Here is a 13660-nt window from a genome sequence, read left to right as displayed (position 1 = left end):
TACCCTATCTTTTTTCATGCTATTTGTCTAGAGTTGCCGGACTGTATGACTTTCAGGCGACCTGTCGCCCCGGCAGAACATCCGGAAGTGCTGTAAACCCAAAGGTACTAGACCCAAAATCACTGGACTAAAAGGCTGTTGTGCCAGAATTCCCAACACCTCGCCCAATCCCTTCGTTTGACTCGCATCCGATAGCCTTGCTGCTTGAATTAAGAAAAGACCGATTATCACGAAAACAATCCCGCGGACCGCAATTCCAAATCTACCCAACCGTGTCGCCCAAGTTTGCTCGGTTTGGCTCATTTCATCTAGCTTGAAATGGCGGCGGAATTTCGCTTTATATGCTTCGTAAAAATAAGAAAAACCGACACCAATAACAATTGATCCCGCCAATCCTACCAGCCATTGTCCAAACGGTTGCGCTAAAATTTGGGCTGTCAAATCTTCGGTTGTATCGCTATTACCACCGCCCGAACCCATTATCAGTTTTACAGCAGTTAAAGCCAAACCTGCGTAACCAAAAGCACTTAAGGCGTAGCCAATGCGTTGGGCAATTCGCTTGGCATCCATTTTCTGTCCTTGGTGTTCGGGGTCGAGAATTGTCTGAACGATACGCCAAAGGGCATAACCAATAATGCCAATCGTTACAAGAAATAGCAGAAATTTACCGAACGGTTGGTTAACAATTGCTGATAATGCACCGCTAGTATCGGTTGTCCTGCCGCCCGTACTAAAGGCTGCTTGTGCTGCTAGAAAACCGACAATAAAGTAAACTAAGCCTTTGGAAGCATATCCCAATCTTGCCAGTCGCTCAAACCAGGCATGAGAAGCTGCCTGTCCAATTGAGTGTTTAATGCTGTCGGTGGGTGAGTTGTGCCGTTTCATATTTTTTATACTTTAGTTGTTTACGACTGCTGCCATAGGCAATGGTGCATTCCTTTCCAGTTAACTGAGTTCTTAAACAAACGATTTATATTATTATTTATTAACCTAATAATTAGCTTATTTAGAGATTTTCGTCATCTGTCTTGAGCGGGAGTGTCATCGGTTGATTGATTGAGAAAATTAACATTTATTAGCCTTGACAAATATAGCTTTATGGGGGATTGGATGGCTTTTCTGAGGGAGCCGTCTGCCAGCGATCTAGTATATCTTTGACTACAACTTCTTTAACCCAAGTTTGAACAACAATTAGGATTGGGAGGGCTAGCAATAATCCTAAAAAACCCAATAAAGAACCAAATGCTCCCAACAAAGCTAAGGTGTATGCCGGGAGCAGAGACACTTGTTTTTCCATGATTATAGGTGTAATAAAATTGCCTTCTATTTGTTGAATTGCCAAATAAAGTAACAATACGGCACCTGCTTTTCCTGGAGAATCCAACAAAGCTAGCAGCATTGGTGGAACTACGCTCAAAATCGCGCCAACATAAGGAATTAAAGCTAATAAAAATGCTAAAAATCCGTTAATAAAAGGCAGTTGCACTTGCAAGAGAAACAGACCCACAGTGCTCGCAATGCCAATAAAAGTCATGCTCAATGCAACTCCCGCCAACCAGCCCATTAAACTTTTTTCACATTGAGTCAGGATTCCATCGACTCGCTGGCGGTAAAAAGCGGGAAAAAGGCTGATTATTACTCGGCGGTACGGCACGGGATTTACCACAAGCATAATTGTCAAAACGGTAATTAACAAGAAATTAATTACTAAACTGAGGGAGTTGGATAAAAATAGATAGATATGGGAAATAACCCACTGAGAAAGGGTTTGGAGTTGTCGGCTTAAATTATTAAGATTGGGAATATTATTTAATGCCGGTTCGGGCACTCTTGCTTGCAACCAGTCGATCCACAATCGCAGTTGTTCTATACCTAGCGGGATGAGTTGAGTTAGCTCTTCAAACTGAGAGCTGAGGCGCGTGAATATCAGCAAAATAAAAACAGATGAGATCACCACTAAAATGCCAACTGTTAAAGCGATCGCCACTTCGCGCCTAGCACCAGACTGCTGCAATCTTCGCACTAAACGGTTGAGAGCGATCGCTAAAATTACCGCAGTAAAAAACAATAAAATGACCGCTCTAATTTTCCACAAAATATAGAGCGAGACTATCAAAGCCAAAAAACCGATCCACTCTCCTAAACCCACAACATAAACCCCTCCTACAGGTTCTACAGGAATGGTGCAATATCTGAGATTAAACCAAAGACAAGTGCGATCGCGATCGGGTTTAACCAGGTTCTCAAGTTTGAGAGCGCAATTTTCATGAAACTTCTCCGATAATTCTTGTGGGATAGCCGTCCCGTCTGTCTTGGAAAATCTTTTTTGGAGAAATCTATTTTCTACAGCATACCTACCTATGGGAAAGATTGTGCAGAATTCCAGCAGATTGCCCCAAATCTTACTTAAGATATATTCCCCGTACATTCAATTTAAAAATTCTCGTACCTAAGATAGATTGTGCGCGTAATTCGACCAACTAAAAAGCACGGGGCGATCGCCGGTGCCGAGCCAATCCCATCCTGGGCTAATCCTCCATAGAGGCTATTTGATGGCGATCGCCCTGACAAGCGAATTTCAAAGGTGGTACAAGCCCCGGGATTGATCCGTGGGGTCAATCGAAAATCCAAAATCTAAAATCTAAAATCTAAAATCGAATGACTGATTTACCTACCTGGAGGGATGCCAAAAATCTCTGAACAGTAGAAAATAATAGTGGAATAAATATTAATACTAAATCCGCATCAAAAAAAACCTCATTTTACTCAGAATTTCCCTTTTTTGGTTGTCTTCTTACTAACCAAAAATAGGCTAGCGACCTGCCTCCGGCACGCTGCGCGATCGCACTAAATTTATGAAGAGGCGGCTGGAATACCCAACTAATTCCAAATTGTAGAAAAATATGACACGGCGCAACTCACCCACCGATAGCATTAAAGAACCCGTCCGGCGCGCAAGTTCTCATCCCTGGTTCGAGCGACTGGCAAGACTGGGATATGCCGCCAAAGGCTTAGTTTACTTTATCATCGGTTTTCTAGCCGCACAAGCAGCTTTTGGATCTGGTGGCAAAACAACCGATACTAAGGGTGCATTAACCACAATTGTCTCCCAACCCTTCGGAAAATTCCTGCTGTTTCTGGTCACAATTGGTATTGTTGGGTACGTTTTGTTGCGGATTGTTCAAACTATTCTCGATCCGGAACACGCTGGCGAAAAAATGGATGCCAAGCGAATTGCGACGCGCATTGGGTACGCTTTTAGTGGGTTAGCTTATGCAGGTTTGGCGGTGACTGCTGTCAAATTAATGCTCGGTTCCGGCGGTAGCAGCGGCAATTCAACTCAAGATTGGACCGCTTGGTTTTTATCTCAACCTTTTGGGCAATGGCTGGTAGGGCTGGGAGGAGCAGTCACAATCGGTATCGGTTTTTCTTACATTTATAAGGCATTTAAAGGAAAATTTCGCCACAATTTCAAACTTCATCAAATGAGCCAAAACGAGCAAACTTGGGCGGTGCGGCTGGGTAGGCTGGGGATTGCGGCTCGCGGTATTGTCTTCAGTATCATCGGTGTTTTCTTAATTCAAGCTGCCAAGCAATCGGATGCCAGTGAAGCTAAAGGATTTGGCGAGGCGCTGGCATCCCTGCAACAACAGCCATTTGGCCCGTGGATTCTGGGTTTAGTGGCTTTGGGTTTGATTTCCTATGGCATCTACTCAGTAATTGAAGCTCGTTACCGGCAAATTCTGCACTGATAAATTGCTCGCTCCCAACACAATTCGTAAAAAAATATCTCTGGAGATGAAAGGACGGTAATGATGAGTACAAACTGGCGCGGCTATCGAGTTGCAGCTTGGGTAGGGCAGGCGTTATTAACCATAGCAGTAATAGTTGCTGTCAGTCAAGGAAAGTGGGAAAATGTCTTGGGGTTAGGCTTATTTTTAGCAGCATCTGTGGTGTTTGTCGTGATGGACGATCGCTTGCCAGCGCTGTTTGATTTTCTGTTTGTGTTTGCTGCTTTGCTGAATGCCGGAGGCTGGGCTTGGGGACTGTTTTACCAGCAGGGGCCTTATGATGAAATTGTTCACGCCTTCACAATTTTTGCTGTGACTTTAGCATTGAGTTTTTTAGCCTACAGTTCAATGCTGACGATTTTTCGCGATCGCAAACTGCTGTACTTGCTAACGATAACCAGTTTTGGAATTGCGATCGGTGCTTTGTGGGAAATTACCGAATGGACGGCTGGCATCGTTCTTTCTAGCGAAGTTATTGGGAGTGTGGACGATACGATAATTGATTTGATTATGGATAGTTTGGGTTCTGGAATAGCTGCCCTAACTAGCTTCTGGGCGCTGCAAGAATGGACGCGCTCCGATGCGGAAGTTGGGAGTCAAGCCTCGATCGCCAATAGTCCGAGCGATCGCACTTAACTCAAAGCAACATCATCACTTTTTCCTTGATCGTCTTTCATCGGATAGATATTTTCTTATTGCCTCCGACAGATGGCAAAGTGTGGCTAGTTGAGGTTAGATAGATAGAGAAACAAAAATTTCAAAGATTGTAGAACACAGACAATCGACCTTTTGCGAAAGTCTATTTTTAATTATTTAAATTTTCACATTAATAATGTCAAAGGTTGGTTGTCTCAAGTAAGGAGTATTTCATGAAAATAAAATCATTTTCAACCGCGATTGGACTCGCTCTGTTGAGTTCAGTCGTTTATTTGCCGGAAATGGCGCGAGCTAATCCCAAACCCTCTATCCAAGTAGCTCAACAAAGAGTAGTAGGCTCGGATATCGACAGTTTTACCGCATATCCAGTACAGCGATTAGATCCGGGAACAGAATTATTTTTCGTGCTGCGAGGAACCCCCTATTCTAGAGCTACCTTGACTATCCCAAATGCAGTGCAAAATCTGCCGATGCGGGAGGTTCAACCGGGAGTTTATGAGGTAAGCTACACGAGCCGCGAGGGCGATCGCATTTCCGAAAATACAGTTGTGCGGGCAAATTTGCAACAGGGCGATCGCATCAGCAGCACTCGCTTGCAACAACCTCTACTTGCTGGTAATAGCGATCGCCGCTTTCAATCATTGTCTGTTGACCGCTTCAGCGCTCAATCCGTAGAGCAGTTAGATCCGGGAACAAGGCTTAATTTCACATTGATGGGCACTCCCAACGCTACAGCTACTTTCTCCATTGAAGGAGTGGCCTATGACATCCCCATGCGGGAAGAATCCAACGGCGTTTACACAGGCGGATATACGATCCGCCGGCAAGATTATTTCCCCCCAGAAGGTGCGAAGGTTACTGCTAGTTTGCAGTCGGGAAATCAAGTTGTTCGTTCCCGTTTAGATCGAGATTTAGTTGCTGGCGATAATAGCAGTGTTAAGACTGCCGAAATGCCTCTAGAAATTATCACTCCCGAAGAAAATGCTCGCGTCAGCGGGACGGTTGAAGTGGAAGGACGCAGCGCCCCAAATGCGACTGTTAATGTCAAGGTTCAGGCTACCTCTTCGGTGGCAGGTTTGTTTGGGTTTGAACGAAATATCCTCGAACGCACAATTAAAGCGGACGAACAAGGTAACTTCAGCTTTGCTTTTAATCCCACGGTTGCTCTACCAGGAACCAAATACGAAGTGAACCTTAGTTCTAACAATGGCGATCGCACCAGCGAACAAACTTTGGTACTGTTTCAAAAGTAAGCAGTTACCAGCGACTATTCGATCGCCCAAAAAGTGGCAAACTCTGACTGAATTTGAAAGATTACGTCAGGAGGGATCTATGTATAAACTCAATCGCTGGAAAAAACACCAAGGATATTACGAAGCTTCAACTCTGGAACTTTATTAATCGGTCTGCAAAGCATCCCTTTTGCTGCATCAGCAACTCCTCTTTTTACGCTCAAATCCTGTCCTGGCATTTATGAGGACTAAGGCAAAAAAAAGAGGTTTCTTTGAAAATAAGGGTTGCTTGCTGAGATGCTTGATGCAGAAACCAATTTTTAGGGGCTTGATTCGTCCGGGAATGAACAAAATAAACAGGCAAATCAAGGAGGTTTTTTAATGGTTAATAATCGTTTAAACAATTCTACTCAAAAGCTATCGAATGCTTGGGGAAGTGCGATCGCCCTCGCACTCACCGCCATGCTACTTCCGGCTTGTTCTACCCCACAGCGGGAAGCTACGGCACCTGCACCTACAACGCCCGGAACGGTTGCGACGACAACTGAGAATGTGGTCGATAGAACAGCAGAACTCCTCGGTAAAACTGTGACGGTCAGAAGTAAACCCATCAATAAATTAAGCCCATCGACTTTTACAATTAGCGATCAAAAGTTTTTTGGCAGCAAACCGATTTTGGTTGTCAATGCCACAGGCAAGTCTTTTGCGCTGCCGGCTGAATCGGGTCAAGATATTCAAGTAACGGGAACTGTTCGCAACTTTGTGCTTGCAGATATTGAGCGCGAGTACAAATTAAGCTTAGAGCCAAATCAGTACGCCGATTACGAAAATAAACCCGCGATTGTTGCACAATCGATGGCCCTAGCCCCCACACCAGGAGAACTCACCTCAGACCCCAAAAAATACTACGGCAAGACACTAGCGGTGAGTGGTGAAGTCGAAACCATCAGAAGTTCAAACTCGTTCACCTTGGATGAAGACAAATTAATTGGCGGAGAAGATTTGTTAGTGATACACACCCTTCCGCAACCAAGCGTGAAAGAAGGTGAGAAAGTTGCCGTAACCGGTGTGCTGCGTCAGTTTGTTGTCGCTGAACTCGATCGCGAATACGATTTGCAATGGGATTTGACCTTAAAGCAGAAGCTAGAAGCCGAGTATACCAACAAACCCGTGCTAATTGCTACAGGCGTGTATCCCTCAGCCATTCCTGACTAAGGAATAGACCTCTCACATAACTCTTGTGGAACAGGCTATTTGAGTCTGTTCTTTACAGGCTTTTAGAGGAGAAGTCTAATAGAGGACTCATATCGTGTCCGATCAATTAAGCCCGATAAATCAGGTTCGTAGTGCGTCCTGGCGTCCGCAGTTTAAGAGCGGACTTCAGTCCACACTACGAACCATTTTTGTTATGGTAATCGATCGCACATGATATCACTTCGGGATGATGAGAAACCGGGATTGATGCACTAAAATTATTGGTTGTTACCCACAGATTAAGTAAAAAACTAAGGTTTGAAGGCATTGATGCGTCCAGGAGCGATCGCTTGCCCCCGGACGATCGGCCGAAAGAGCCTCTTCCTTGTTTGTGATAATTATCAATTCAGCAATAAGGTGTATATAATGAATCAACCAGAATCCTTGTCGCAACCGCTGACCCAAAGCGAATTCGTCGCAACTTTTCGCTTGTTCAGTAGATTTAGCTTCTGGATACAGTTATTCTTGGGTGCTGTTTCCGGCATTGTTTTATTATTTGCTATGTTGGGTCGCAACATGAGCGAGCAAACCAATAATAATGCAGGTATTGGTTTCGGGGTATTTTTAGCAATCGTTGGCCTGTTATTGCTGTGCTTTAGAATTTTTTGGGATTTTCGCTATAGGCTTTTAGGCAGACTTTTGCACGCCGAGAATTCCCAGGTATATCCCAGCAAAGAACATATTACTCACACCTTACGGATTGGATTAATTTCTAGTTTGGTGGGGGTATTAATCGCGTTTGTGGCTTCTGAAGAAACAGTTGCTGTAGTTTTAGCAAAAACGCTCGCTCAACCACAAGCGCTCGCAGCTTATACGCCAGAAAATGTGATTCGTTCCCTAGATATTTTTGTGACGATGGCAAACGTCAATCTGATTGGCGCTCACTTTTTTGGAGCTGTTACTTCTCTTGGGTTGCTCAATTGGGTAGAGGAGTAGTTGGCAGCAAAAAACACAACTCCTATGCCGTCATAACTTAAAAAGGGTGGCATATTTAACCGATATCGCGTCCGAGTGATTACCATAACAAAAACGGTTCGTAGTGCGGACTTTAGTCCGTTCTTGGGAGCAAAAACGGTTCGTAGTGCGGACTTTAGTCCGTAAAATGCAAAAAAATCAAATCTGCACGCGCGATCGCATCTTATACCAATTTCATAAAATAGTGCTAGATATTACCCCCCCAACCGCCCCTTACTAAGGGGGGGCTAAGAGTTCATCTATAGCATATCTTTAGAAAAATGGTATAAGATGCGATCGCACGTGTGGATCGGACATCTTGCACCATTCTCAATAAACTTATAACCGGGTTATTGAACCATAAATATAGATTTTAATGGTAATTTTTGGTTAAAAATCAGGTTTTTGCCACAGATACAATATCTCAATTTAACTAAGTAATATGAAAGACCTCTGGTATAAAGACGCAATAGTCTACTCCCTTGATGTTGAAACCTTCCTAGACTCGAACGGGGATGGTGTAGGCGACTTTCAGGGACTTACCAACAAGCTAGATTATTTATCAGGACTGGGAATTACTTGTTTATGGTTGTTGCCGTTTTATCCTTCTCCTAACCGCGACAACGGTTACGATGTGATGGATTACTGCAACATTGACCCGCGACTGGGAACTCTGGGAGATTTTGTCGAGTTCATGCACCAAGCAGGGGAACGAGGAATTAGGGTGCTAGTCGATTTGGTAGTAAATCATACGTCCGACCAACATCCTTGGTTTATTGCAGCCCGAAGCGATGAAAATTCAAAATATCGCAATTACTATGTGTGGTCAAAAAATCCACCCAAAACCGATCCAAGTATGCTGGTGTTTCCCGATGCCGAGGACAGTATTTGGGAGTACGACGAACAAGCCAACTCTTACTATTTGCATCACTTCTATAAAGAATCCCCAGAGATAATTGCTATGATTGATATTCAAGAGGGAAGTTGGCTGAGCGGTTAGGCAGCAAATTCATGATTTGCTTTAGGCAGGTTCGTTTCCTGCACTTCCTATTTCACTGACGGTCAAGTCAAGTGTGTGCCCGCGCTACCTAAAGCGGGCCAAATTTTAGATACAATGTAAATGGCTGGCAGTAAGCTTGCGCTGTAAAAGTCTTGCGGGATGTCAGCCTCCCAGCGCCCCCTATTAGGGATTGAAAAAAGGGCAGTCTTACACGCTGGGCAATTACCTAAAACCCTATCAGGGATTAACAACGCTAGATATAGTGTTGATGCAGCTTGATTGCAACACTACATCTAGCGTTTGAGCTTTAATACTTCACCGTCAGCGGCAAGTTTTTTACACCCAAATTTGCGATCGACGCGAGCCGATCGCACAAACGCCGCCACCCAAACTCTCGAACCACGCCAATGCAGCCAGCCGTGCCGGGCACGTTTGCATCAAAGTGAATTCCAAGTTCCGCTCGAACTCCCTTGTTTGAAACTACCGGGTCGGGTGTAATATGAAAAAAATCGCCTTCTACGCCGCGAGTTTCGAGGTAGTAAGGCTCAGAAGGAATTTCATATTCACCCGCTGGAATTGGCCCCTTTCCCCTCACCCATTCGTCACCAGGGCGCTGCCAATTCGCACAGCCGCTCGTTGCCAAATAGTCGATCGCTGTTCCGTCAGGATAAACCAATTGCAAATTCCCACAAATTAAATTAAGTGATTCGGCTAACTGCATTGTGAAAATTAATTTGTGCATTTTATTTTTTCCTTAATTTGTTCAATTAGATTTTGAATTTCTGCGAGTGTCTTTCTACCGCTTACCAAATCTCGCAAATTCCCGATAGTCATCCCTTGTATGTAACCATACTCTTTGCATAAATCCTCTAAGCAATCCAGCAATTGAGGTTTACTAGGATTGATGCTTTCTAAAAGTTGTTTAGCCTTGTCTATGGTCATATTGCTGTTTTGGAGGCGAAACCAACAAACCGCCCAGCAATGTCAATATTGGCGCTAAATAAGGAATTAATGCCGTTGCGTTTTCTTTCTGGAAAACTAGAATTATTCCCGCAGCTACGAGCATCATCACAGACACATTTAAACTAGCGATCGTAAATCTATACGAGTATTTGTCCATCAGAAACCCGTATTTTCGTTATTGTATTCGTTTAATAAATCATCTTGAATTTCATGGATTCCTCCCCGCACATGATACCCATGATGGATTTTGAGATAATTCTGAATGTCGCGCACTTCGGCTCTCTGACTGATATATAAACTTCGTAACACAGTAAGTCTTCTTTGGATATTAGCTAAGAGGGTAAGGATTCCCCGTGTTACGTTCCAAAGAACAATCAAGCTAATCAGCGACGTTAGAAATGTTCCGATTAACGACGCTATATCTGTAATGTTTTTCACTGAGAATGTTGATCCAGTAATAAATTGATTTTGTTCTCGGTTCGCAAAACACTACTGTGAACTGAACCTATGGCATTTGTTACGGTGTCAGCCTCGGGGCCCCAATATTCCCAAATAGTCAAATTTACTTGATTAAACCAATAAGGGAAAGAAAAATTAAGGGTGTAAGTAGTTGTGAGCTTAGGAAAAATAAACAATTGCGTGCGCCCCAACCACAATTTTCGGCTATTGACTGACTCAGCGCCTAGTGAAGGCCCGACACCAAGCCTAATTTTTTGATTGAGAAATCCTCCGAAACGCCAAGATTGATCGGGTTCTGGATTGCTTACAAAAATGGCTAAAATATGTTTCTCGAATTGATACGGAGGAACATAATCCGGGATAGGTTTGCTACTAAAACTTTGCGAGTCACTTTGAATCCAGTTTTGAGCGTTGTCTAGTTCAACCAATAAAGCCATAAGATTAAGGCTTTTAGTAATTCAATAGATTAGCAGCCTGCCAAGCTGCCTCTTGTAAATGAAATTGTGGATCGATTCCTACAGAATCCAAAATGTCCATATAGGTATCGATATCTAATTCTCCTGCCATAAAGTCAACACCTGACTTGTTAGCAAGCATCATTTCATCCCATTCGCTCTCGGTACTATCAGCAGGAATTAAAATTTCTAAAAACTCGCTAATCTGTTCGGGAATTATCAAAGATTTTTCGTCCATTCCCGGCAACCAAAGTTCATTTTTGAACATTTTAATTCCCTTTTATAATTTAAGCGGCAGCAGCTTTGGTAACGTTACCAATGTTGCCTTGCGAAGTGAATCCAATAGAGCGCCCTGCAACAGGAGTTACTGGCATTAATGACGCTTTGATTGCTTTTGCTGCCGTTGGTTCGTTTAGTGCCGCGCTGCTTGCGCCAAAAGAACTGCTAGCAGTGTTGGAATTGTACTTAGTGTAGGGACGACTTGTCAGTCGGCTAATTGCTGGCACACCCGCCCCCGATTTTTCAGAACATCGGACTTTTGCAAACTGAACTTTTTTAGCTTGGTTTGACAAATTGTTTGCACCTACGGGTACCGATGCAAAAATGAAAAGTGAAACAGCGGTCGTTACGGCTGTAATAAGCGATGCTGTATTTTCCTCGTTTGCTGTAGGCGCTTCTGTAGCAGATGCCAAAACTTTAGTTTCGTACCAAAAATTATCAGGCGCGCCAAACGGCTGAATAAAACCGACTTTTGTGCTTCTATTTAATCGCTTACCACCTGCAACCGCTGTTGCCGTAGCATAAAGGGCTTTTTTCTCAGCAGCCGTTTTTCGACGCCACAACTCAAGAGCATCTGCTGCCGCCTTCAGTTCGTCCGCGCGGTAAATATCGCTAAATCTTGCCATAGTTTTTTTACGAATGTTTCGACATTCACTAATAATTTAAGCGGCAGCAGCTTTAGTAACATTCCCAACATTGCCTTGCGAACTAAAGCCAATAGAGCGCCCCGCAACAGGAGTTGCTGGCATCAATGATGCTCTAATTAGTTTCGCTACTGCTGGTTCTTCTTTAATAAGAACACTGGCACCAAACGAACTGCTAGCAGTGTTGGAATTGTACTTAGTGTAGGGACGACTTGTCAGTCGGCTAGTTGTTGGCACACCCGCCCCCGATTTTTCAGAACATCGGACTTTTGCAAACTGAACTTTTTTAGCTTGGTTTGACAAATTGTTTGCGCCCACGGGTACGGAAGGCAAAACGAAAGATATGACAGCGGTTGTTACAGCTGTAATAAGCGATGCCACATTTTCCTCGTTTGCTGTAGGCGCTTCTGTAGCAGATGCCAAAATTTTAGTTTCGTACCAAAAATTATCAGGCGCGCCAAACGGCTGAATAAAACCGACTTTTGTGCTTCTATTTAATCGCTTACCACCTGCAACCGCTGTTGCCGTAGCATAAAGGGCTTTTTTCTCAGCAGCCGTTTTTCGACGCCACAACTCAAGAGCATCTGCTGCCGCTTTAAGCTCATCTGCGCGGTAAATATCACTAAATCTTGCCATAAAACTTTCTGTAGGTGTATGTAAACACTGTGCCTCTTTCAGACGCTTACAGCCACCTTTTTTACCTGTGTACGCAAATTCCAAACCTATAGGTTTGTGGAATTATTAAACTATACTTAAAACACCGTCATATTTTTAAGCAAACAATGGCAGTAATAGTAGTAGGTACAGAAGCAACAATTCAGTCCCCAACGGCTGAAGGGCAGTTTATGCAATTGATTGAATATTTTCAAGGACTAGAAAACATTGGCGGTAACATTACCAGTTATTTTTCAGGAAATTACGACAGCGACGCACTAATTTTTAACGGCGATTTTATTGTGCCTGTACTTTTCGATGGCACAAACATGGCTTTTGTTGGCAAAACAGACGGATTCCTTACAGGGTCATTTAGTCCCGGTACTGGCGGGTTATTTACTGCTACCACTGCTCTCAATTATTTTATTCAAGTTATTAGTCACATTATTCGGTGGCAAAACGATTTGGCAAAAAATCCACAAAAACTTGAAAACTTAACTTGCACGCTTGATTTAAACAAAAGGACGCTTACGGGTAGATTTTCCTTGCCATTTACCCGCGCTAACTCAGATACAGGGATAGTAATCACTCCAAAAGAATACCTGTTTACTTAATCACAAATAGAAGAGACACAAATGCCAGGTTACACATTCCCTATACTTTTTGAACCAATTAAAGCCAACAGTACAATTCAGACTATCTTTGACACTGACGTATTGGTAGCGCCAATCAAAGCTGCTATTAGTGGGTATATTGCCACACTAAACTTACCCGCAGAACAAACAGCGCATTTGACTTGGGAAAATTGTGGTGCTGAAGTGTACTTAGAGCAATTAATTGCCACTTACCATTTGCCCAGTTTAGGAATTCAAACACCCGCACCAGCACTAAAGCGCAGCAGTACGTTAGCGGATAAAGTCGCTGAAATATCGGCGCTTAACGGCGCTTTTCCTAAATGTCAGTTGATGCTTTATGTCAGGAATTTGGCGACAGAGCCTTGGGTATGGAAAAACACCGAAGTCATCCAAAATTACAGTAACCGGGCTAACTCTCTGGATTTGGTTCCCTATCTTAGTCAAGGAAATTTAGATATTTTTGGGAAAGCTACTCAGATAGGCATTCAATTCATTGATGACTCTGTTTTTAATACGACATTGCCGGCTGCGGGCGATCGCCTTTCAATCAAGGGAGCGCTGCGAGTCGAAGTCAGTCAGTTCGACTCAAAAAAAAATGATGTGACTGAGCAATTGCTCGATCGCATGGCAATGCTAGAACTCGCCGTCAACGGTCGGCTGATTAATTTGCCGGCTAACACATT

General features: G+C 43.6%; 18 protein-coding genes and 1 tRNA gene. 9 read left to right on the top strand and 10 right to left on the bottom strand.

Annotated elements, in window-relative coordinates:
- Positions 1 to 27: 27 nt before the first annotated feature.
- Both QUA58_RS29520 and QUA58_RS29515 read right to left on the bottom strand, forming a co-directional pair.
- Positions 28 to 885: a DUF1206 domain-containing protein gene (locus QUA58_RS29520; protein WP_333397667.1), complete on the bottom strand. Its 858-nt coding sequence runs from the start codon at positions 883 to 885 to the stop codon at positions 28 to 30.
- A gap of 211 nt (positions 886 to 1096) precedes the next feature.
- Positions 1097 to 2428 (bottom strand): AI-2E family transporter, encoded by a 1332-nt coding sequence (locus QUA58_RS29515; RefSeq protein ID WP_333397666.1) that lies wholly within the window; start codon positions 2426 to 2428, stop codon positions 1097 to 1099.
- 475 nt (positions 2429 to 2903) lie between these two features.
- Here QUA58_RS29515 and QUA58_RS29510 point away from each other — a divergent pair, with 475 nt between their 5' ends.
- The 7 genes from QUA58_RS29510 (at position 2904) to QUA58_RS29480 (ending at position 8938) form a co-directional block, all read left to right on the top strand.
- Positions 2904 to 3752: a DUF1206 domain-containing protein gene (locus QUA58_RS29510; protein ID WP_333397664.1), complete on the top strand. Its 849-nt coding sequence runs from the start codon at positions 2904 to 2906 to the stop codon at positions 3750 to 3752.
- 60 nt (positions 3753 to 3812) lie between these two features.
- Positions 3813 to 4427: a hypothetical protein gene (locus QUA58_RS29505; RefSeq protein WP_333256761.1), complete on the top strand. Its 615-nt coding sequence runs from the start codon at positions 3813 to 3815 to the stop codon at positions 4425 to 4427.
- A 233-nt stretch (positions 4428 to 4660) separates the two neighbouring features.
- Positions 4661 to 5701 (top strand): hypothetical protein, encoded by a 1041-nt coding sequence (locus QUA58_RS29500; protein ID WP_333256756.1) that lies wholly within the window; start codon positions 4661 to 4663, stop codon positions 5699 to 5701.
- Positions 5702 to 6061: 360 nt separating this feature from the next.
- Positions 6062 to 6895 carry a hypothetical protein gene (locus QUA58_RS29495; RefSeq protein ID WP_333397663.1) on the top strand — a complete coding sequence of 278 codons (834 nt, stop codon included), beginning with the start codon at positions 6062 to 6064 and terminating at the stop codon, positions 6893 to 6895.
- A gap of 405 nt (positions 6896 to 7300) precedes the next feature.
- Positions 7301 to 7870, top strand: a complete 570-nt coding sequence (locus QUA58_RS29490; RefSeq protein WP_333256751.1) for a DUF3611 family protein — start codon at positions 7301 to 7303, stop codon at positions 7868 to 7870.
- A 460-nt stretch (positions 7871 to 8330) separates the two neighbouring features.
- Positions 8331 to 8888 carry an alpha-amylase family glycosyl hydrolase gene (locus QUA58_RS29485; protein WP_333397661.1) on the top strand — a complete coding sequence of 186 codons (558 nt, stop codon included), beginning with the start codon at positions 8331 to 8333 and terminating at the stop codon, positions 8886 to 8888.
- A tRNA-Ile gene (locus tag QUA58_RS29480) sits at positions 8867 to 8938 on the top strand. The genes QUA58_RS29485 and QUA58_RS29480 overlap by 22 nt, the downstream gene beginning before the upstream one ends.
- Before the next feature lie 257 nt (positions 8939 to 9195).
- Here the strand turns inward: QUA58_RS29480 and QUA58_RS29475 are convergent.
- The 8 genes from QUA58_RS29475 to QUA58_RS29440 all read right to left on the bottom strand — a co-directional run bounded on the left by QUA58_RS29475 (position 9196) and on the right by QUA58_RS29440 (position 12408).
- Positions 9196 to 9630 (bottom strand): hypothetical protein, encoded by a 435-nt coding sequence (locus QUA58_RS29475; RefSeq protein ID WP_333397660.1) that lies wholly within the window; start codon positions 9628 to 9630, stop codon positions 9196 to 9198.
- Positions 9618 to 9830 carry a hypothetical protein gene (locus QUA58_RS29470; RefSeq protein WP_333397659.1) on the bottom strand — a complete coding sequence of 71 codons (213 nt, stop codon included), beginning with the start codon at positions 9828 to 9830 and terminating at the stop codon, positions 9618 to 9620. Before QUA58_RS29470 ends, QUA58_RS29475 begins: the two co-directional genes overlap by 13 nt.
- Positions 9811 to 10008: a hypothetical protein gene (locus tag QUA58_RS29465; protein ID WP_333397658.1), complete on the bottom strand. Its 198-nt coding sequence runs from the start codon at positions 10006 to 10008 to the stop codon at positions 9811 to 9813. The genes QUA58_RS29470 and QUA58_RS29465 overlap by 20 nt, the downstream gene beginning before the upstream one ends.
- The gene (locus QUA58_RS29460; protein ID WP_333397656.1) at positions 10008 to 10160 is read right to left on the bottom strand and encodes a hypothetical protein; all 153 of its coding nucleotides are present in this window, start codon (positions 10158 to 10160) and stop codon (positions 10008 to 10010) included. Before QUA58_RS29460 ends, QUA58_RS29465 begins: the two co-directional genes overlap by 1 nt.
- 125 nt (positions 10161 to 10285) lie before the next feature.
- Positions 10286 to 10747, bottom strand: coding sequence for a hypothetical protein (locus QUA58_RS29455; protein WP_333397655.1), 462 nt, complete (start codon positions 10745 to 10747; stop codon positions 10286 to 10288).
- Between the two features lie 13 nt (positions 10748 to 10760).
- On the bottom strand, positions 10761 to 11033 hold the full coding sequence (locus QUA58_RS29450) for a hypothetical protein (RefSeq protein ID WP_333397654.1): 273 nt from the start codon (positions 11031 to 11033) through the stop codon (positions 10761 to 10763).
- Positions 11034 to 11052: 19 nt separating this feature from the next.
- A complete protein-coding gene (locus QUA58_RS29445) occupies positions 11053 to 11670 on the bottom strand; it encodes a hypothetical protein (RefSeq protein ID WP_333397652.1) in 618 nt (205 codons plus the stop codon).
- 36 nt (positions 11671 to 11706) lie between these two features.
- Positions 11707 to 12408: a hypothetical protein gene (locus QUA58_RS29440; RefSeq protein WP_333397651.1), complete on the bottom strand. Its 702-nt coding sequence runs from the start codon at positions 12406 to 12408 to the stop codon at positions 11707 to 11709.
- A gap of 62 nt (positions 12409 to 12470) precedes the next feature.
- On the opposite strand from QUA58_RS29440, the gene QUA58_RS29435 reads away from it, so the two are divergent.
- Positions 12471 to 12956 carry a hypothetical protein gene (locus QUA58_RS29435; protein ID WP_333397649.1) on the top strand — a complete coding sequence of 162 codons (486 nt, stop codon included), beginning with the start codon at positions 12471 to 12473 and terminating at the stop codon, positions 12954 to 12956.
- Positions 12957 to 12977: 21 nt separating this feature from the next.
- Positions 12978 to 13660: hypothetical protein (locus QUA58_RS29430; protein ID WP_333397647.1), on the top strand; the 683-nt coding region annotated here is incomplete at its 3' end.

It is taken from the genome of Microcoleus sp. N9_A1 (assembly GCF_036701795.1).
In the GTDB taxonomy this organism is placed as follows: domain Bacteria; phylum Cyanobacteriota; class Cyanobacteriia; order Cyanobacteriales; family Microcoleaceae; genus Microcoleus.
The sequence above is the reverse complement of the archived record's forward strand: the minus strand, read 5'-3'. Positions and strand labels throughout refer to the sequence as shown.